Source organism: Calothrix sp. NIES-2098 (assembly GCF_963875125.1).
GTDB lineage: Bacteria > Cyanobacteriota > Cyanobacteriia > Cyanobacteriales > Nostocaceae > Aulosira.
The window spans coordinates 6,877,114-6,897,140 of the sequence record NZ_CAWNKJ010000001.1 but is presented as its reverse complement, the minus strand read 5'-3'; the positions used below and the strand labels follow the sequence as shown (position 1 = coordinate 6,897,140).

Genomic DNA, 20,027 nt, shown 5'->3' with positions numbered 1-20,027 from the left:
TACGAAAGTAAGTTTTTTGGTGTCTATCCCTAGCTTTACTTTCGTTTTTTTTGCTGACGCTATCTGTAACTAATAAACTGCGATCGCCAGATTCACCTCAGATGCTTTTTAATCGCTACAAAAATCTCCATCTGATTCAGCAGCTCGATCCTGAAAGAGACCATTGCCAGATTTATCGTCTCATGATTGGTTACGAATTTCCTTGGGAAATGATGCGATCGCTGGAAGTTGCGCTTATGCGAACTTATTGTATTCCCAGCATTTCTAAATTATTAGATAAAACAGGAGAATTTTATCACCGTCCACAAAAACGCTACGATGATACAGGCATAATTGTAGGAGAAATTGGCAAGTGGGGTTACGATAGCGATCGCGGCAAGCAAGCGATGCAACGTATGAATGCAATCCATGCCCGCTTTAAGATTGATGATGCGGATTTTCTGTATGTACTCTCTACCTTTATTTACGATCCAATCCGCTGGAATGCAAGTTTTGGTTGGCGCTTAATGTGCGAACAAGAAAAATTAGCAGCCTTTTACTTCTGGCGAGAAGTAGGTAAGCGGATGCATATAGAAAATATCCCTGAAACCTATGAAGAATTTGAACGCTATAACCGCGACTACGAAAGAGCAAACTTTCGTTATTCAGATACAAATAGACGAGTCGGAGAAGCAACCCGCGATTTATTTTTGAGTTGGTTTCCAGGCTGGATGCGTTTTGCCTTGAAACCTTTGGTATATGCGTTACTTGATGATACAATGCTTGATGCCTTTGGGTTTAACCATCCTTCCCCATTTTTGCGATCGCTTCTGGCAAATATCCTCAAAATTAGAGCAAAATTATTGCGTTTCTTCCCACCACGAAATCAGCCATACTTCTTTATCGATAGTTCTATTCGTAGTTATCCTCATGGTTATGAGATAGGTGATGTGGGTCCAGTAGAAAACAGTAAAATTAGATAAGCTCTTTCTTCTCTGTGTCTCTGCGCCTCTGCGTGAGAAAAAATTCCCTTACCCCTATAAATTCAAATTTAATAATTTAGATATCGCAGGTAATAATTGATTAGCATTTCTCACTAAATTTGCAGAACTAGGTAAACCTGCAAGCGTACCTATCAAAATCTTCAGCGAAGTTCTTGCTAGTCTGCGCATCCGCCCTTCTTCAGGATTTTTTCCGGCTTCCGCTAAAGCAATTACCTGTTCCAAAGCTTCGGCTTTATCTTCAGGATCTAATTCTCTATTCGTGACAATTTCTGTTTGCAACTGTTGCAGTAAATTTGCCAATTTTGTGGCTTCTGGATCTTCTAAAGTTTGGAGTTGAGCAATACTATTACTAACTAAATAAGTAGCATCGCTAACTGTCACATCGCCTAAATCTATACCTTGATTGATATTAATACTTTGCTCGCCAATACTAATTGGGTGACTAATCAATATTGAGTCGCTCAATTTTTCAACATATTTACCGTTTGTAATGACAACTCTCTCACCACTTCTATAAATTCTGGTCTCTTCTTGAGCCGCAATTAAAGCTGCTTGAATAACTGTATTATCAGGTTGAAGTATTAATGCTTGCCTAAATTGTTCTTTTGCAGCTTCATATCTATTTTGCTCCATAAGTTCTTGTCCATAACTGAGCAAAGCTTGGACAAATCCTTCCTTATTGCGACTTGGATCTACTTTATAAGCTCTAGCATAGAGTTCTACTGCTTCGTCAAAATCTTTGATATCTATACATACCTCAGCTAATCTAAACAAAGCATCAAAATGGTTGGGATTAATCTGCAATACTTGTTGATATAGCTGGAGCGAGTTCTGGATATCATTATTTTGATATAACTTTGTTGCTTGATGATATATGCGATCGCTTTGGCGATCGAGTTTCTGTAATTCCCAAATCTCTCTGCGCAAAGGATACCGCTTCATTAGCCAGCGACGCACTAATTCAACTGTAATTTTGTAAGTATTCAGATAATATAATTCTGGTATTTCAGAAGCTCCTAATTGCTTTAAAAATCCCCATTCTAGCAATCGTTCCTCTGCTGTATGAAATGGTTCAGTCAAAACTACACCGCACTGTACAAGGTGCGTTAAAGGTTCGCCTTTCACTACCGAATTTTTCTGCTGTTGGGCTTGTGCTGCGGCTGAAAAAACTACCCGTTCTGAAATTGGTAATCCATCCCGGAACCATGCTAAACCAGCCTCACCAATCTCGATCGCCTCTTCTACAATATTTTCAACATCTTGGCGATTCACGTGCCAGCGTTGCTCATCCCTAGCCTGGGAAAAAAGTGCAAAGCAGATTACTTGCGTAAAATAAGGATGTCCTGCTGAAAGTTCCCAAATTGCGTCTATAGCCTCAGGTTCATATCGGAGAATTCCTTCAGCAGGTTTAACAATTAACCTTTCTGTACTCTGTCTATCCAACAGACCAATTTCCCGATGGGGCGCTTGCCTAAATAGACTCAGTAAGTTAGGCATATCATCTAATTGTCGCCCCACAACGGGAATGATAAAAAGTTCCTTGTGCCAATAGACAATCGACTGAAGACAAGGAAAGAAATGAGAAACGGCTGAATCTTCGTTAGAGTCACCTAAAACATCAAATTCATCCAGCAAGAGTACTAAATTCTTACCGTCTATTGCTTGATAAATTTGGGGCAAGAAATTATTAAAAAATATTTGTGCATCTTCCTCCAAATCTGTTTTTGCAGGTAAAACAACTTGGAGGTAGGGCAATTCGAGGTAATCAATAATATCTCTTCCTAACTCATATAGAACTTCACTCAGAGACTTTTGACTTTTACCCTCCAAAGACAAAGGCACGAACAAGAATTGCTCTAGATTAATAAAGTTAGGAATTTGTGACAGTACAGACGACTTGCCAATTCGCCGCTGACCGTGCAGCAAAATCACCTGTGCCCTGTTATTCAGATTGTCTTGGACAAAATTGAATAGATCTTCACGGCCAAAAAATAGCTCTGGTTCGTAAATTGGGCGACCAATAATGTAAGGATTATCTTCCCAATCGGTTGCAGAAACCATTCTTGCCAACTCCTCCTTGGAGGAAGTAGATCCATCTATACCTTAAGCATAAGCCAGGTGACAATTACTTCTCAAGTAGGGTCGCCCCCTAGTTTGCGAATAATCCATACTAACGACTGGACTATATCTCGATGTTGCCATACCCAACGGATAGCTTTTTTGACTGTAGCTGCTTGTTCGCGGCTCATCAAATTGAGAAAAACTTTCTCTCTTCCTTCGAGTTGCGCCTCATTAGTATTGTAGATTTCTTGGATTACCCACCACTCCATCATTGATGAATTAAAAGCGTAGACGGTTTTTCCTTCATCTAATGTGCGCAGAATTACTCCCCGTTCTTCCAAATCAATCAATTCTCGACTTCGTTGGCTGAAAACTAGGTCAATATCACCTAAAGCATAGCGAGTGTTTCTATTTAAGCGACCTTGGAGACGCACCAGTGCAATCAACATTAACAGAATTTGCTCTTCTTCAGTAGAAAATCTCCATGTATCTCGGAAGTATTGCTCGGTAGCGCTTTCAAAATCTCGTGTGAAAGTCTGAATATCGGGAGTTTGCCCAACTTGGATCGTGTCATACAATAGATAACCAGCATTTTGCAGCAGTGCTGGGTGTCCATCAATAATTTCCAAAACTCCATCTCTCAAATTACCGGGAATGGGTATGTTAAGCCGGGCGTTCACTTCATTAGCAGGTAATGGTCGCAGGAGTCGGAAGAGATAATGGTTATACCAAGGCGAACCACCTGGTGTAATTGTCGGGCCTAGTTCGTTGAGGCGGCGAAAAGTAGTAACAATAGTTGAGAGATATTTACCTTCATTGCTGTGAACTGCTAAATCGCGGAACTCACTTAAGAAGGTGAGCATTTGCGCTTCCGTGTATTGTTCATTTGGATGCAAAGCCGCATCATAATCATCTAACAACAGCAACAGAAACTTATCACGCTGCCCAATTTTCCGCAGCATCCGCCGCAAATCTCCTTTCTCTACCCTTTCTTCCTGCAACAACTGGTGAATATCAGCTTGTAGAGAGTCATCACCTTCAGCCTCATCTTGCAACAGAGTGAGGATTTCTCGCCAAAAACCAGAAGGTGTGAAAGGACTTATACCCGTACAGTTAATAGAAATAATGAATGCTTTTGTTGCGTCTCGTCCTCGCGCTTGCCAGACTATGGGTGAAGCTAAGTACCTCAACAGCGAAGACTTGCCCATACCAGGACTACCATAAATAGCTAAGTGGGCACGTCGGGAAATTTGATCGAAAGCGATTCTAACTTCAGAATTGCGGCTAAAAAAGTAATCTGGAGGTACTGGGCCACCAACGTAGAAGGGATTTTGTGACATCTGCTGAGAATCCAGTAGCAATGTAATTAGCTTTAGAGCCGAAAGTCTAGATTTAAAGAATAAAACCCAGCTTTTGGCAGAATTTGGCTCTATATGTTTACAGCTTAACTACATTATTAGTTTATTGACGCGATCGCATCTTCCTGTCGCTACAATCAGCGATCGCTCAAACCAGATTATACTTCTGGGTCAACACCCAAGGCACGCAATTGAGCAGCTAGGCGATCGGCTCTTTCTTCACCAGTCAACAACAAATTACCTTGCTCATCCCACCAACGCAGCCAGGGTAATTCCGCATTTTGATATTGTCCCTGCCAAATACCTAACTCAACTCCCAATGGAGTAATGGGATAATGTCCGCGCTCATTTGCTGCTAATAACTGATATTGCCCACCAATAAATTTATAAACTTCGACGCTAGCTTTATTCACTTTATAAATGCCATAAAAAGGAGGACGAATCACCTGCTCATAAATCCAAAATTTTCCTTTCCAAGGAGTTGTGTCTCGTTCTTCACTACCATCCCCAGAGACAAATTCTAAGACAATTAATGGGGCAATCAACTCTCGCCACAGTACATAAGATCTTCGTGTTTGTCCATCCAACAAAGGCGGTACATTTGCTACATAAAACCAATCTGGTGCTTCTGCGCCTTTCTCTGGAGGATCGGTTAAGCGCCAATAAATACCTAAGTCTTGACCAATACAATATTGACCATCAGGATGTAATTGTTTGAGGATAGGTGTAATCGAATCAGTTAGTAAGATACTTTGGGGATGCTCTTGCCAATTTTTCACAAATGTACCGTCAGATTCCGGTAGCTGCGTATGGTCGGGGAAAGGAGTGAGTTCGTCTGTGAAATTGGTTGCAGAGGTCATAAGGCTACCTTTGCAGGGATAAGGGTTGTTTTTTAGTTTAGCAATTCGGGAGGAAAAGGGCGATGTCTTACGACAAGCCGCTTTGCGTCTACGCACTCCTTTGAAGAAACTAACTCAAGTTTTCAAGAGTCTGGTGTGTGAAAATTAATCTATGTATTTTGGGAGTTGCAACGATGGCTTGGGTAGCTGGCGATCAATTGCAAGGTGGTAAATACACTATTGAAAGGGAATTGGGAAGGGGACGCTTTGGCATCACTTATTTGGTGAAAAATAAAAATGGCGATCGCTTAGTCATTAAAACTTTAAACGATAGCTTGCTTAATTCCCTAAGCCAAGAGGATCGCGCACGACTGGAAACAATGTTTTGGCAGGAAGCGGTAAAACTAAGTCGTTGTCGCCATGAGCATATTGTGCAGGTTGCAGAACCTTTTAAGGAAAATGAGCATTGGTGTCTGGTAATGGAATATGTAGATGGAATAAGTTTGGCTGATCGTCGCCAACCAATACTTGCAGAACCAGAAGCACTACGCTATATCCAACAAATTGGAGAAGCTTTGATAGTGGTACATGAAAATCGGTTGATTCACCGAGATGTACACCCAGGAAATATATTTTTGCGGGTGCGAAATGGACAAGCAGAAGCAGTACTGATCGATTTTGGTTTAGCTCTCGACTTTGACCATATCTTAACTACAAACAGAACTAAAGAAACTTCTGAAGGATTTACACCACCTGAACTTTACGCTCAATATACCAAACCTACTGGGGCTTATAGTGATATTTATTCTTTGGCAGCAACTCTGTATGTACTGATTACTGGAAAAACACCAGTTAGTGCGCTCAAACGCAAGATAGATAATGCTCCATTAGTGGAACCAAAAAAATACAATCCTCAGATTAGCGATCGCACCAACCGCGCAATTTTAACAGGTATGAAGCTAGATCCCAAACAGCGATCGCAATCAATGCGCGAATGGCTAGATTCTTTGGGCTTGATTGGGGAAACTCCTCAGCCTGAGCAAACTGTAACATCTCATACCAACTTAAATCGGGAGAAAAATATTAATTGGACAGCGATCGCAGCTATTGGCACCTTACTTTCAGGCATTGCTGCTTTGATTGCTTTGACTCCTTTGATTCATAGTTCCCCTAGTTCCAAACCATCTTCTACCAGTACACCGTCACTGTCTCCCAGTCCGATATCTACCAAAAAACCGTAAAATTAGCTAGACTTTCATTTTGTATGGTACAAAATTTTCCCAAAATATATTTTTTGTGAAATAGTATTAAGTCATATAAAACAACCATCTCCAGCTTTTTTAAAGTGTTTTAATTACGAATTACGAATTATTTAGAGGTTTTCATGCCCTGGATAGCAGGACAACAATTGCAAAATGGCAAATATGTAATTGAGCAAGTTCTGGGACAGGGGGGATTCGGGATTACCTATAAGGCATTGCATGTTGAACTAAACCAGACAGTTGTAATTAAAACACCTAATGAATACCTCAGCCACGATCCAGAGTATGACAAGTACATAGAGAGATTTATCCAAGAAGGGCAGATACTTGCTCGTTTATCTAAAGACCCCCATCCTCATATTGTGGGAGTAATTGATTTGTTTCAAGAAGGTGATACCCACTGTTTGGTAATGGACTTTGTTGAGGGAGAAAATTTGTTTGAAGCAGTGAAGCGTAGGGGGGCATTACCAGAAGCAGAGATTTTATCCTACATCTGCCAGATTGGGAAAGCTTTGATGGTAGTGCATCAAGCAGGGTTAGTACATAGAGATGCCCACCCTGGAAATATCATGGTGCGGAGAAATGGCAAAGCGGTTTTAATTGACTTTGGAATTGCTAAACAGGTAATTCCCTCAACTATCAGTTCTATTAACAAGGATGGTAATGAAGCCTTTGCGCCCTATGAGCAGAAGGTCAGAGGTAGTCGGGAGCCAACAGTGGATGTTTACTGTCTGGCTGCTACACTTTATTATGCAGTGACAGGTAAATGCCCTGCAACTTCTCTAGCTCGCAAGCTCGATAATGCTTCCCTGAAATCACCTAAGCAAATTAGTCCAAGCATTAGCAAGGAATTAAATCAGGCAATTCTCAAAGGCATGGCGCTGGAAGCAGAAGACCGCCCTCAGTCAATGCAGGCATGGTTGGCAATGTTAGAAGCACCAAAAGCAACACCTCCACCATCTGTTGAGTCAGTTCATAGAAAAGAAGTTGTTCGTTCCAAAGCCAAGCTATTAGAGCTAATTCCAAGTAAACCAAGTACTAAATCATTTAGAATTATTCCTTGGAGCTCGTTGATCAGTGTATTACTAAGCTACCTATTGCTAGGCTACTTATTAGCCGCGTCTAACGCTCCGTACATAATTTGGGCTGTGGCTGTGGCTGGGGCTGTGGCTTGGGCTGTGGCTGCGGCTGTAGCTGTGCCTTGGGCCGTGGCTGCGGCTGGGGCTGTGGCTGTGGTTGTGGTTGGGGCTGGAGTTGTGGCTTGGGCTGTGGCTGGGGTTGTGGCTGGAGTTGTGGCTTGGGCTGCGGCTGCGGCTGCGACTGTGGTTGGAGAAGACTTACTAGAATCTTTTAGCAAATTTCATACTTTTCTAATTTTAGCTAGCACTTCTAGTCTAGGCTTGGGTTTAGGATGGTTAGGAAATAGGATTTTTAATACAGGTACATAGCTTACTCAAGCTATAGAAGCTAAATGACAAAATATTTTGTAGCTGTTGTATCGAATGGAGAAGCGATGTCTAAGGATAAGCAGCTACGCGTCTACGCTTCTTTCACCGATTTATTATAGTGTTGAGTATGCGTTAAAAGTCATGATAGTTTTAAAACATTCCTATTAATCATCTAGGAAAATTAGTGATATTACTAGATGATTTTTGGTTACGAGGCTAGTCTTTTTCTAAGCTCTGCCTCTATTTGTTCACCACCGCTTACTACTACTCCCGGCTTCGCTCTCATCAATGTTAAAAAGTGTTGGAAAGCTTCTTCATCTTGTGGATGGGTTTTGACATATTCTTTTAGTTCTTTATAGGACAAATTTAGATAATCACTCATCTTATTAAGACTTCTCCACTACTAAGAATCTCTACTTCAATTGTTTCGCCTACTAAAACAGCTATTCTATTGTTTCTTCTATCGTACCGAACTAACTCTATGTTCTGTAACAGATTGCTAGTGCGAATGCAGAAATCAAAGAATGCTTTGAGTTGTTCTATGGTCGGTTCCATTATTTAGTGTTTACTTTTTCCTTTTTTATTAATATTAAATCCTTGTATACCTCCGTTTTTCAAGACTGGTTTTTGAACATTTTTGGCAATTGTAGTGTCCGAAATCGCAATTGTAGTATCCGAAATGGCAATTGTAGTGTCCGAAATCGCAATTGTAGTATCCGAAGCAGCAAATGTAGTATCCGAAATGGCAAATGTAGTGTCCGAAATGGCAATTGTAAAGCTGAAAACCTATTTTGTGGTCAGAATACTACCTTTGCAAGGGTCAGGGTTGTTTTTTAGTTTAACAATTCAATGAGAAGAGAGGCGATCGCACTTCCTCTGTTTGCAATTAGGTAAAAAATGCGATCGCCTCAACCATTTACTTAACTCCCACCAAATTAACTGGTGTTACTCCCGCTAAATCTAATATTTGCGGAATCAAATCTTCGCGCTTCACCGCCATCATGTGGACACCATGACACAATTGCCGCGCAATTTGTACTTGCTCGGCGGCAATTTTCACTCCTTCCTCTAGCGGATGTTTTGCTTGTGCCAATCTATCAATAATGTGCTGGGGAATATTTACACCCGGAACACACTTATTAATAAATTGGGCATTTTTTGCCGATTTCAACAGAAAAATTCCTGCCAAAATTGGTTTTTTATAACCAGAGGCGATGGTATCCATGAATTTTTCTAAGCGATCAAAATCTGTAATTAATTGACTTTGAAAAAATTGCGCTCCGGCTTCGATTTTACGTTCAAATCGACTTTGTAAGCCTGACCAACTCGCACATTGCGGATCAACTGCTGCACCTGTAAATAAATCTAGTGCGCCATCTGTTAGAAGTTGTTCGTTACAGTCAAACCCTTGATTCATCTTTCTAATTAGTTGCAGCAGTCGCACAGCTTCTAAATCAAAGACACCTTTAGCATTGGGATGATCGCCTGCTTTTACGGGGTCGCCTGTCAAAGCTAAAATGTTACGGATACCCAAAGCATGAGCACCCATTAAATCAGCTTGTAAACCAATTCGGTTGCGATCGCGGCAAGCAATCTGACAAATCGGTTCGATTCCCTGTTGCAATAAAATTGCCGAAGCCACTAACGAAGACATCCGCAATACTGCTCGGCTACCATCGGTAATATTGACGGCATGAACTCTCCCCTTAAGAGTCGCCGCCATTTGGAGCATATGTGTTGGATCTCCGCCTTTAGGAGGTGCTACTTCGGCAGTAACTAAAAATTCGCCTGCTTGCGCGGCTCGGCGAAAGGCATTCAAGACTGTCTTACTCTGGGTATCAGACATAACATTCAAGATTTCAATTTCTTACAGGGTAAATCAAATTACCCCTAAAAGCGAAATCCTTAAAGAGGTATGGTATAACCCAATGCAGCTTTCACTTCTACTAGAGTTTGGTTTGCAACTGCTTGAGCTTTTTGTCGTCCATCACGCAACACCGACTCTAAATAGCCTTTGTCATCCATGACAGCCTGATATTTATCTTGGATCGGTTTAAGGGCCGCGATCGCTGTTTCGGTCAATAATGGCTTGAATTGTCCCCAACCCATATCTTGACACTCCGCTGCTACCTCTTGTTTTGTTTTACCAGCCAGCAGCATATATAGCGTTAACAAATTATTACACTCTGGACGCTCTGGATCGTCGAAAGTTAAACCCCGAATCGGATCTGTTTTACAGCGCTTAATTTTATTAGCAATTTGTTCTGGTGTATCTAACAAATTAATCCGGCTTAATTCCGATGGGTCAGACTTAGACATTTTGCGAGTACCATCAGTCAAACTCATCACCCTTGCGCCTTCTTTGCGAATCAAAGGTGCTGGTAGCTTTAGCACTGGTCGATCTGGTTTAGCAAATAAGTGATTAAAGCGATTGACAATATCCCGCGTCAATTCTAAATGTTGCTTTTGGTCTTCACCCACAGGCACAAAATCTGCCTTGTACAGCAAAATATCAGAAGACATCAGCACTGGGTAGTCCAATAAGCCTACACCCACATTTTCGCCCTGTTTGACTGCCTTTTCTTTAAACTGGATCATATCTTCCAGCCAGTTGAGGGGTGTAATGCAGTTGAGCAACCAAGTGAGTTCGCTGTGTGCTGAGACGTGAGATTGCACAAAGATGGTGGAATGATTTAAATCTAGACCACAAGCGAGATAGAGAGCAACGAGGGTATAAGTATTCGATGCCAACTCTTTGGGGTCGTGGGGTAATGTAATCGCGTGTAAATCCGCGACGAAAAGGTAATTTTCGTATTCACTCTGGGCTTCTACCCAGTTACGAATTGCTCCCAAGTAGTTGCCTAAATGTAAATTTCCAGTTGGTTGAACTCCCGACAGAACGCGCTGCTTGCCCATAAATTTCCAGTTACTTATCTCAAATCCGCGCTATGTAAAGCAGCGGTTACAAAACACATTTAATTTTGACATTTTCTTGAGCAAGTGGGCATGGGGAAGAGGGCATGGGGCATTGAACATTGTCATCCTTTCCTTATCCCCCTATTTCTTTGTGACACTGGCGTTCAAAAATTGGACTTTGGACTTTTTGACTCTGGACTATAGGTTTAACTGCTGAACAAATGTCTGATGTTCAACTGAAGCTAGTCCTTGTTGCAACACTGCTAATACTTGTGGCATATTTCCGGTAACTAAAGCTGAAACATCAAGCCACAGTCCGGGAAAAATTTGACTTTGAATGATGCCTGATGCATTCGGTATCCGGCTTACATATTCATCTAACTGCAAGCTGAACCAACTCACAGTCTGCTCAAAAACCTGCCAAACAATATACTCTTGAATACCATTGCGGCGATAAGCACGTTTTTTTTCATATAAATCTTTGGTAGCACTGCTGGCGGCAACTTCTGCTACTAATTCTGGCGCACCTTCTACGTAACCATCAGTACTCAGATGAGACGAGCCACCACAAGCTGCATCGATTAATAGAATGGCATCAGGCTGGGGTTCATTATCTAAATCTAGTCGTATAGTTGGATTATCACCTAGTCTGACACCGGGCGTAGCTACTTTATAATTTCCGAGCCAAATCATCAAATTACCATGAGGTTCGGCGTGGGTTTCAAAGCGCCAGGGGGATGCCACGTAAACGACTCCTTCAATTAATTCAGCTTTCTTGAGATTGGGCATAGCGTTGTAGCGGCGCTCAAATTCGGAGCGAGTGAGGCGATCGCCACTCTCAAGAGGCGGAATATAGGCAGGAGAAGTGATTGGAGTCGGCTGTTGTGGAGAGGTATTAACCACGATCGCAGGCGCTATAGTTGGGTAAATTGATTTTATCGCAGTCGATTAAGGGTCAAGGGGAAATCACCAATGCCCAATGCCCATTTCCCAAAATTTATGTACTTTCAGTTTACAAAAGTCGATAAAAGTTAAAGTCGCGTCAAATCGAGTAGCAGTAACCTGAGAATAAGTAACTTTTCTACTCCGGGGTATGTGCTGATGAGAGCCTTACTACTCTGGCCGATAATGCCCAATTCTTTTTGGTCTTATCAAGAGACACTAGATCTGGCAGGTTTACGTTCTACTAATCCACCACTGGGTTTAATAACTATAGCAGCAATGCTGCCTAGCGATTGGGAAATAAGATTTGTGGATCGCAATGTCTCTCTAGAGACAGATGCAGACTGGGATTGGTGCGATATGGTAATCATCTCTGCGATGATTATTCAGAAACAGGATTTTAGAGAGTTAATTCAAAAGGGAGTTGCGTTAGGTAAAAAGGTAGCGGTTGGTGGCCCCTATCCTACGTCAGTACCTGAATTTGCTTTAGAAGCAGGAGCGCAATATCTAATTTTAGATGAAGGGGAATGCACTATTCCCATGTTTTTAGAAGCTTTGGCACGGGGAGATGAACGGGGAATTTTCCGTTCTTCAGAAAAACCCGATGTCACCCAAACGCCAATTGCGCGGTTTGATTTACTCTATCTCGATGCATACTTGGCAATTACATTACAATTCTCCCGTGGTTGTCCGTTTCAATGCGAGTTTTGCGACATTATCAATTTATATGGACGCAAACCCCGCACGAAGACGCCAGAACAAATGCTGCGGGAATTTCAAGCTATCTACGATTTAGGCTGGCGGCGGTATGTGTTTGTTGTGGATGACAACTTCATCGGCAATAAGCGTAACGCCAAGGTTTTTTTACAAGCCCTCATCCCCTGGATGGAAGCCCACAATTACCCGTTTGTATTGCTAACGGAAGCTTCACTCAATTTAGCTGAGGATGATGAATTAATTGCGTTGATGGTGAAAGCTGGCTTCACCCTAGTATTTATGGGTATCGAAACCCCAGATACAGATAGTCTTTTGGGGATTCACAAAGTCCAGAATACACGTAAAAGCTTAATTGAATCTTGCCACAAAATTACCAAAGCAGGATTGCAGATTATGTCTGGTTTTATCATCGGCTTTGATAACGAACGTCCTGGTGCGGGAGAACGAATTCGAGAATTTATTGAGGAGACTGGCATTCCTCAAGGGCAGTTTAGTATGCTGCAAGCATTACAAAATACTGCGATGTGGAATCGTCTTCAGCAGGAAGGGCGATTGGTTGATGGTTTGGGAACTTTCCACCAAGGCGCACTGATGAACTTTACCCCAACGCGCCCAGTGGAGGAAATTACAGAAGAATACATCCAAGCGTTTTGGAACATCTATGAACCCATGCCTTACTTGAAACGCACTTTCCGCCACTTTATGATGATGAACGGGTGGCGGGGGAAAACTCAGCGTAAAATAACTTTGCATGAGATTCGTCTGTTTTCAGCTATTTGCTGGCGACAGGGTGTGGTACGTTCAACAAGGTGGCGGTTCTGGTGGCAATTAATAGCGATCGCGCTTGTTAAACCCCGTTTGCTATATGATTACCTAACAACCTTAGGTGTTGGCGAACATTTCTTCAATTACCGCTATGAAGTTAGGGCGCAGTTACAAGCTAAACTAGCAGATTTAAAGCAGCAGCAACAACAAGAGAAAGTGACTTACCAGCTAGAGACTGTGAGTTAGATAGGTGATTTTTGAGGCGATCGCTCTTGGAAGTGTAAGATGAGTGCGATCGCCTTACTTTTTGACTATATCTGTTTTATTTTGAGTTCTACTTTAAGTATTAAGCTTCAAGATCGTTTCTACAATTTTTCCCCATATAATACAGCAGAAATCAGCCTACGTATATACTTACTTAGGGAAAAATTCTGACATAATATTTAGCTAATATTAAGCTGGATACTTGCCTGCCTTGGTATTAGTTTTGAGTGCGATCCAGCAGTACCACACTTCCTATCTTTAATTTTTTCAATTAGACAGACTAAGCAAAGAGCAGTCTTGCTTCTTTACTCTAGTAAGCCAGTAATATGTTTTAGAAATTGGCATGATCGGGCTATTTTACATCTTACTTTTTTCTTTCTTGAAATTTTATACCACATCTTGGTTGAGATTTTAGTTCCCCCAAGCTATACCTTGTAAGCGTCTTTGCTTATACTCAGCCCCGATCCCAGACGCATACTTTTTGATTGACGTGCTTTAAATTACATGATATGTTTCTAACAAGAATTTTTCCAAAATTTAAATTTATTCCTAAAAAAAGATACAAATATAATTAGCACGTTGCTAATTACGTCGGAAGAACTAACAACTGAATCCTCTCTAAAGTAAGTATGAATTCCTATACTTAAGCGAGTAATCAGAAACTACAATAAGTCCTAACTTTGCTTATTTAGTTCTTCTGGAAATACTTGGCAGAGTTTTCTCTCTTGAATAAAATTTTCTTGGCTTTTTTTCTATTTTAAGATTACTTTTAAAGGTATTTCTCACTCAATGCGGAACCGAGATAACGATGCTCATTTCAGGATGAGCGATTACCTGCGAAACACTCACCCAGAGACAAATGCAAATAACGACGCAGTATTGCCCGACTGGCGATTAAGCGGTCTTTGGGAATTAAATAAAATTGATGCCACAGTGGCATCGGACTATACCGAAGACAGCAGTAATTTAGTTGTGGCTGATGTTAACTACAATCACCCCAATTTAGCTGCTAACACCTGGGCTAATTCCACAGACATAGCTGGAACTACAAGTGATGATGTTCGCCGTTGGGACTTTGGCATTAGAGATAATTCTCCCATAGGCGATCGCTCATTCAAAGGGCATAGAACTCACATAGCAGTCAGGCCAAATGTCCCTATCATTACTAAAAATGACTTTCAAACAAGTCCTATCAAACTCAATGCAGATAACGCAGTAACGCCCGACTGGTCGCCAAACGACTCATATTATACCAGTGACAATCTCTGGGGTTTAAAGAAGATTCAAGCACCAGCCGTATGGGACTATACCAAAGGCAGCAAGAATGTTGTTGTGGCTGTAGTTGATACTGGTGTTGATTACAATCACCCTGACTTAGCTGCTAATATCTGGAACCCCAATGGTATTCACGGTTGGGACTTTGGCGATGGAGATAGCGATCCGAATGACAATGACCCAAAAGGTGGCCATGGAACTCACGTTGCAGGAATAATCGGTGCTGTAGGGAATAACGGACTAGGTGTTATCGGGGTTAGTCCAAATGTCTCCATTATGGCTACGAAGCATTTCCGGGCAAGTGACCCAGAAGGGTATTTATGGGATGTTCCGAAAGGTATCTATTACGCTGTAGATAACGGAGCCAAAATCATCAATCTCAGTTTTGGTTCCAGCGCTTTCGATCAAGCTCAATATGATGCTCTTAACTATGCATACAGTAAAGGCGTTTTAGTTATAGCAGCAGCCGGTAATAGCAATCGCAATATTGATACCGAACCACATTATCCTGCAAGCTACGATCTTCCAAATATCATTTCTGTTACAGCTACAGATCAAAATGACCAGCTGGCCTATTTCTCTAACTACGGTGCAAATTCGGTAGATTTAGCTGCACCTGGGGTAGATATCTACAGCACATTTCCCAATAATCAATATGCTAAGTGGAATGGCACATCAATGGCTGTTCCTTTTGTTAGTGGTGCTGCGGCATTACTGTTAGCTGCTAACCCTAATCTGGGTGTTTTAGATCTGAGATACGCCTTGCTATCAACGGTTGATAAAGTTAATTCTTTGCAAGGCAAAATTAACACTGGGGGTCGCTTGAATGTGCTAAATGCCTATCAAAAGGTTGTTGGCAATAATCAAGCAAAGCCTGACAGTGTATCAACCAATTCTGGAGGTACATCTGCCGAATCTACAATTCACATTGAAGCAGAGAATTACAAAAACGCCTACGATACAACGCCTAATAATTCAGGTAGCCAATATCGCAAAGATTTAAATGTAGATATTGAGAATACCAGTGATGTAGGTGGCGGCTACAATATAGGTTGGGTCAAGGCTGGAGAATGGCTCACCTACGATTTGAAGATACCAGAAAAGGGATTTTATAACCTTGTAGCCAGAGTCTCTACTGCTGAAAATACTCAAAAACAATTTAAAACTTCAATTGATAATCAACAAGAGCGAATCCTCAGTTTTGGTTACACAGGAGGATATCAAGCTTGGACTGATGTGATTACACAAGGACTGAGCTTAAGTGCAGGTAGCCATGAACTGCGTGTGGAAATGCTCACAGATAATTTTAATCTCAACTACATTGAGCTAATTCCCACAAACACAGCTTACGGTACTAGCAATAGTGACGCGATTTCAGGTAATGCCGATAATAATTCCATCTATGGCGGTGCTGGTAATGATAACCTCTCAGGTGGTCTTGGTAATGACACTATTTTTGGCGAGGATGGTAACGACAGCATCAATGGCGAAGATGGTGACGACCTTCTCTACGGACAAAATGGCAATGACTCCCTTAATGGTGGTGTAGGGAACGATAATCTCAAAGGCGATGCTGGTAACGACAACCTCAATGGTAATTTAGGGAATGACAGCCTTGAGGGTGGTGTGGGGAATGATACCCTCAATGGTAGTTCTGGCAATGACACTCTCAATGGTGGAGATGGTAACGATACTGCTTCTTATCAAAATGCTAATAGTGGCGTCAACGTTAACTTGAAAACTGGTAGAGCTAACGATGGACTAGGCAGCACCGATACACTTACTAGCATTGAGACTGTCATTAGTTCTAATTACAATGACATTCTCATCGGTGGTAATGGGAATGACACCTTGATCGGCGGTTCTGGTAACGATACCCTCACAGGTGGTTCTGGTTGGGACACCCTCACAGGTGGTGCGGGAGCCGATATTTTTGTCTTCAATTCTGTATCAGAAGGTATCGATCAGATCGCAGATTTTTCTCGTCAAGCTGGAGATAAAATTCAGATTAATGGCTCTGGCTATGGAATCACTGCTACAGATATTAATAAGTTCAGCTACCAAACCAATACAGGCGCTTTAAGCTTTAATACTGGGACAAGTACAATTCAGTTTGCTAGCCTCAGTCCTAATACTGGCTTAATTCCTACTACTGACATAATTATTGTCTAGAAATTTTGCTAATTGGAAAAAACAATTTGACAGACACATTCACAGCAAGCCAAACTCCGAAAGCCAGTTCCAATACAAAATTTGTCTTGAAAAATTTACTTATGCGGTAAACCCTGAAGCCGCAGTAGTTTCGCTGCGTTCTTAATATTGCTTCTTTCCCTTGTTCCCCATTCCCTGTTGCCTGGGGATAGTGATATAACTTTATTGAGCCACATAAAATCAATATGTATTTGGCATCAATCAAGCTAGTATAGTTACTATTTGTTGCAATTATTTAGAGAAAACACTGGCATAAAGGTTGTTTTTGAAGAAAAATGTTTTTCTTCTTTATGAAAAAAGCCTTATTTTTATCATTACAGAATTGATGCAAACTTGATTACGCTATTGGCAAGATAAAACTATCACTGCCTATAAAAGTAGGCTTGACACAATGCGTAACTTAAAATTGCTTCTTGCTACTACAGCCTTAAGCATGGGTGTTCTAACATTGTCTGGTCAACAGGCAAATGCTGGACAACTATACAACGGCTGGAACTATGGTATTGACGCAGTTGGTGATGGCTCTGGTGGTAACACCTACGACATCAAAGGTATGGCAATTAAAGATTCAGGTGACAAAATTTATGTCGCTCTGACAGGTGGAATGCCTTTGACAGGCACTACTTATGGCTCAACTCCCATTGGTTGGGGTGACTTGTTCTTTAATTTCTCAGGTAAAGACTTTCAAACAGCTAGTCAAAACGGTCAACTCGTTGGTGTAAGGTTTGCCAACTATGACAATAGCCTAGCAACTGGAGTTTATAAAGGGGTTGCAGCAAAGAGTATCACCGCGCAACACGCAGGCTACAGCAGCTTGAAGGGGTACTACGATCATGGATTTGCTAAGACTAATACCCAAGGTACAGACTTAGCAACTACACAAGATGTTTACAACTACTATTACAACTCTACAGTTGCGAGTAACCCGACTACAAGCAATACATCTATCCTAAATGCGATCGCATCAGGTTCAAAAGTCGGAAATATCTCCATGCTTGCTGCTCAAGATTTGACGACTGCTGGGCTAGATTTTTCTCACTTCTCGGCTTTAGGAGATTATACCGTTGGCTTTTCTCTGGATAAAGCTTTATTAGGTAGTGGTAATTACGTCAGTAATATATTCTTAGAGTGTGGTAATGATGGAGTTGCACTTAAGGGAAATATTCAACCTGTACCAGAATCATCAGGCGCAATTGGTTTAATTTTGGCAGGTTTAACTTTCGTCATGGGCCAGCAACATCAGCTGCGTAGAAAGCAGCGTGTATTGGGTTGAGTTTCTCCTGTTTCAAGAATATGTTTATATCATCTCTGAGTTAAAACATTAAAGGTGCATCTAATTTTCTGAGAAATTTTCAATAGCTTGTGATTTCGCGTGTTGAAATAAATATAATACTTGTCCAACTTCTCCTCCCCCTGCAACAGGGTAGAGGAGATTTTAGTTAGAGCTAAAAAACATTGTGAATTTAATTTCAAAACAGATGACTTCAAACTGTAAGATAAGGCTGAACATTTTGTAAGTAATTGGCTGCTGGGCAATGAAATTTCTCGGCATTGATTTAGGTTGGAAATCGCAACCAAGTGGACTCTGCTGCTTAGAATTAATAGATGGAGAATTAAAAATTATTGATTTAGACCGTAAAGAAGCGATCGCAGATATCCTCAACTGGATCGATACTTACGTGCATCCAGATGCACCAGCAATCATTGCTGTAGACGCACCTACTCTCATCCCTAATGCTAGCGGGAGTCGCCTACCAGACAAACTCAGTCATAAATACTTTGGTAAATATCATGCAGGATGCTACCCAGCTAATTTGGGTTTAGCCTTTGCCGAGCGTACCGTCAACTTTGGTTTAGAATTAGAATTTCGTGGTTTTGCCCACGCACCAACTATAAAACCCCAAACACTCGGCAGATATCAAATAGAAGTTTTTCCGCATCCGGCTATAGTTCATTTATTCAATTTAGAATGCATCCTCAAATATAAAAAAGGACGCTTGCGCGAGCGCCGCTTAGAACTCATCAGACTCTACAATTATATTGTTGATATCCTGCCTACTCTCCAACCACCTCTGCGTCTGGGTGGTAGCCTACGGCAAGCCGCTGGCGCGTCTACGTTTATCCCAGAAATTCCCAACACAGGTGCAGCACTTAAAGCCGTTGAAGATCGATTAGATAGCCTCATCTGTGCTTATGTGGCTGCACACTGGTGGTATTGGGGCGAGCAACGTAACTTAGTATTAGGCGATCGCACTACTGGTTACATTGTGATTCCTCAGGGAAGTCAAGAGTAGAACTTAAACGCTGCGACGAGCATTCCAGCAGGTATCAATCCTCAGCAGATTGCTTGCTGCTCCACAAAAGTTGCAGCGCTGACTCATCAAATATGTAAGCTGACTCACTATCCCTAATCACCCGTTTACCAAGCCGAGGAAAAATGCCAACATCTAAGCGTCCTGCTTCTCCACCTATCAGGTATACAAGGTCTTGATTGAAGGGATTACGAAGATGATGTGGTTGTTGAGGTAGCCCAAATCCCATAAAGTCTCCTGGTTCTACTTCGTATTCCCTATCTCCAATTTCCGCAATACCTCGACCTGACAAGATGTAAACCCATTCTTCTTCATTCTGGTGAGCGTGATAAATAAAAGATTCCTTACCAGGTGGTACACGAGCAATCGTTACACCAATGCGTTTAAGACCGACAGCACGCCCAAGGAACCGTAAATAAATTTCTGAATTGGGATTGAGTGGATGATGAAACTCAAACGCATCTATTGAATTAATCTCTGATGCTTTCAGCAGAGAATGTTGTTCATCAGTCACATTGATGTCCTCCTATCAAATTGGTAAATGGTCGGAACACCACAATCAACTAATCCGCAGACACCTTTCACCTACCGTCCTACTAAAATCTCAAAATAACTCAATCTTAAATATCTACAAAATGGCCTTTTGGTTGCTCCAAGGAAAGTAAAAAGTTAAA

The 20,027-nt window shown here is 41.5% G+C and carries 16 protein-coding genes; 7 read left to right on the top strand and 9 right to left on the bottom strand.

Annotation, left to right across the window (positions count from 1 at the left end; genetic code table 11):
- Positions 1-50 precede the first annotated feature (50 nt).
- Positions 51-962, top strand: coding sequence for an oxygenase MpaB family protein (locus AACU33_RS28805; protein WP_339376350.1), 912 nt, complete (start codon positions 51-53; stop codon positions 960-962).
- A gap of 54 nt (positions 963-1,016) precedes the next feature.
- On the opposite strand, the gene AACU33_RS28800 is transcribed toward AACU33_RS28805, so the two are convergent.
- The 3 genes from AACU33_RS28800 to AACU33_RS28790 form a co-directional block, all read right to left on the bottom strand.
- Positions 1,017-3,044, bottom strand: a complete 2,028-nt coding sequence (locus AACU33_RS28800) for an ATP-binding protein (RefSeq protein WP_096593334.1) — start codon at positions 3,042-3,044, stop codon at positions 1,017-1,019.
- 71 nt (positions 3,045-3,115) lie between these two features.
- Positions 3,116-4,384 carry an ATP-binding protein gene (locus tag AACU33_RS28795; protein ID WP_096593331.1) on the bottom strand — a complete coding sequence of 423 codons (1,269 nt, stop codon included), beginning with the start codon at positions 4,382-4,384 and terminating at the stop codon, positions 3,116-3,118.
- 176 nt (positions 4,385-4,560) lie between these two features.
- Positions 4,561-5,262: a Uma2 family endonuclease gene (locus AACU33_RS28790; RefSeq protein WP_096593329.1), complete on the bottom strand. Its 702-nt coding sequence runs from the start codon at positions 5,260-5,262 to the stop codon at positions 4,561-4,563.
- Between the two features lie 173 nt (positions 5,263-5,435).
- Here AACU33_RS28790 and AACU33_RS28785 point away from each other — a divergent pair, with 173 nt between their 5' ends.
- Together AACU33_RS28785 and AACU33_RS28780 are read left to right on the top strand one after the other, a co-directional pair.
- Positions 5,436-6,482: a serine/threonine protein kinase gene (locus AACU33_RS28785; protein WP_096593326.1), complete on the top strand. Its 1,047-nt coding sequence runs from the start codon at positions 5,436-5,438 to the stop codon at positions 6,480-6,482.
- 143 nt (positions 6,483-6,625) lie between these two features.
- Positions 6,626-7,951 carry a serine/threonine protein kinase gene (locus AACU33_RS28780; RefSeq protein ID WP_096593324.1) on the top strand — a complete coding sequence of 442 codons (1,326 nt, stop codon included), beginning with the start codon at positions 6,626-6,628 and terminating at the stop codon, positions 7,949-7,951.
- Positions 7,952-8,159: 208 nt separating this feature from the next.
- Here AACU33_RS28780 and AACU33_RS28775 read toward each other — a convergent pair whose 3' ends face one another.
- The 5 genes from AACU33_RS28775 to AACU33_RS28755 all read right to left on the bottom strand — a co-directional run bounded on the left by AACU33_RS28775 (position 8,160) and on the right by AACU33_RS28755 (position 11,770).
- Positions 8,160-8,333, bottom strand: coding sequence for a DUF6887 family protein (locus tag AACU33_RS28775; RefSeq protein WP_339376349.1), 174 nt, complete (start codon positions 8,331-8,333; stop codon positions 8,160-8,162).
- Entirely contained in the window at positions 8,330-8,506 is a 177-nt protein-coding gene (locus AACU33_RS28770) for a DUF6888 family protein (protein WP_168160972.1), read from the bottom strand. The genes AACU33_RS28775 and AACU33_RS28770 overlap by 4 nt, the downstream gene beginning before the upstream one ends.
- A 361-nt stretch (positions 8,507-8,867) precedes the next feature.
- The gene (locus AACU33_RS28765; RefSeq protein WP_096593319.1) at positions 8,868-9,797 is read right to left on the bottom strand and encodes a methylenetetrahydrofolate reductase; all 930 of its coding nucleotides are present in this window, start codon (positions 9,795-9,797) and stop codon (positions 8,868-8,870) included.
- Positions 9,798-9,856: 59 nt separating this feature from the next.
- Entirely contained in the window at positions 9,857-10,867 is a 1,011-nt protein-coding gene (trpS, locus tag AACU33_RS28760; protein ID WP_096593316.1) for a tryptophan--tRNA ligase, read from the bottom strand.
- Between the two features lie 198 nt (positions 10,868-11,065).
- Entirely contained in the window at positions 11,066-11,770 is a 705-nt protein-coding gene (locus AACU33_RS28755; RefSeq protein WP_096593314.1) for a Uma2 family endonuclease, read from the bottom strand.
- Between the two features lie 198 nt (positions 11,771-11,968).
- Here AACU33_RS28755 and AACU33_RS28750 point away from each other — a divergent pair, with 198 nt between their 5' ends.
- The 4 genes from AACU33_RS28750 (at position 11,969) to AACU33_RS28735 (ending at position 19,335) form a co-directional block, all read left to right on the top strand.
- Positions 11,969-13,537, top strand: a complete 1,569-nt coding sequence (locus tag AACU33_RS28750; protein ID WP_096593311.1) for a B12-binding domain-containing radical SAM protein — start codon at positions 11,969-11,971, stop codon at positions 13,535-13,537.
- Positions 13,538-14,344: 807 nt separating this feature from the next.
- On the top strand, positions 14,345-17,002 hold the full coding sequence (locus AACU33_RS28745; RefSeq protein ID WP_096593309.1) for a S8 family serine peptidase: 2,658 nt from the start codon (positions 14,345-14,347) through the stop codon (positions 17,000-17,002).
- A gap of 430 nt (positions 17,003-17,432) precedes the next feature.
- A complete protein-coding gene (locus AACU33_RS28740) occupies positions 17,433-18,314 on the top strand; it encodes an XDD3 family exosortase-dependent surface protein (protein ID WP_096593306.1) in 882 nt (293 codons plus the stop codon).
- Positions 18,315-18,576: 262 nt separating this feature from the next.
- Positions 18,577-19,335 carry a DUF429 domain-containing protein gene (locus tag AACU33_RS28735; RefSeq protein WP_096593304.1) on the top strand — a complete coding sequence of 253 codons (759 nt, stop codon included), beginning with the start codon at positions 18,577-18,579 and terminating at the stop codon, positions 19,333-19,335.
- Between the two features lie 34 nt (positions 19,336-19,369).
- Here the strand turns inward: AACU33_RS28735 and AACU33_RS28730 are convergent, their stop codons facing one another.
- Positions 19,370-19,867 carry a cupin domain-containing protein gene (locus AACU33_RS28730; RefSeq protein ID WP_096593301.1) on the bottom strand — a complete coding sequence of 166 codons (498 nt, stop codon included), beginning with the start codon at positions 19,865-19,867 and terminating at the stop codon, positions 19,370-19,372.
- Positions 19,868-20,027: the final 160 nt, after the last annotated feature.

Excerpts from the sequence above, each read along its gene's own strand:
- AACU33_RS28765 (WP_096593319.1), bottom strand. The coding sequence starts at position 9,797 with ATGTCTGATACCCAGAGTAAGACAGTCTTGAATGCCTTTCGCCGAGCC.
- AACU33_RS28770 (WP_168160972.1), bottom strand. The coding sequence starts at position 8,506 with ATGGAACCGACCATAGAACAACTCAAAGCATTCTTTGATTTCTGCATT.
- AACU33_RS28790 (WP_096593329.1), bottom strand. The coding sequence starts at position 5,262 with ATGACCTCTGCAACCAATTTCACAGACGAACTCACTCCTTTCCCCGAC.
- AACU33_RS28740 (WP_096593306.1), top strand. The coding sequence starts at position 17,433 with ATGCGTAACTTAAAATTGCTTCTTGCTACTACAGCCTTAAGCATGGGT.
- AACU33_RS28735 (WP_096593304.1), top strand. The coding sequence starts at position 18,577 with ATGAAATTTCTCGGCATTGATTTAGGTTGGAAATCGCAACCAAGTGGA.
- AACU33_RS28795 (WP_096593331.1), bottom strand. The coding sequence starts at position 4,384 with ATGTCACAAAATCCCTTCTACGTTGGTGGCCCAGTACCTCCAGATTAC.
- AACU33_RS28745 (WP_096593309.1), top strand. The coding sequence starts at position 14,345 with ATGCGGAACCGAGATAACGATGCTCATTTCAGGATGAGCGATTACCTG.
- AACU33_RS28800 (WP_096593334.1), bottom strand. The coding sequence starts at position 3,044 with ATGGTTTCTGCAACCGATTGGGAAGATAATCCTTACATTATTGGTCGC.
- AACU33_RS28775 (WP_339376349.1), bottom strand. The coding sequence starts at position 8,333 with ATGAGTGATTATCTAAATTTGTCCTATAAAGAACTAAAAGAATATGTC.
- AACU33_RS28780 (WP_096593324.1), top strand. The coding sequence starts at position 6,626 with ATGCCCTGGATAGCAGGACAACAATTGCAAAATGGCAAATATGTAATT.
- trpS (WP_096593316.1), bottom strand. The coding sequence starts at position 10,867 with ATGGGCAAGCAGCGCGTTCTGTCGGGAGTTCAACCAACTGGAAATTTA.
- AACU33_RS28750 (WP_096593311.1), top strand. The coding sequence starts at position 11,969 with ATGAGAGCCTTACTACTCTGGCCGATAATGCCCAATTCTTTTTGGTCT.
- AACU33_RS28785 (WP_096593326.1), top strand. The coding sequence starts at position 5,436 with ATGGCTTGGGTAGCTGGCGATCAATTGCAAGGTGGTAAATACACTATT.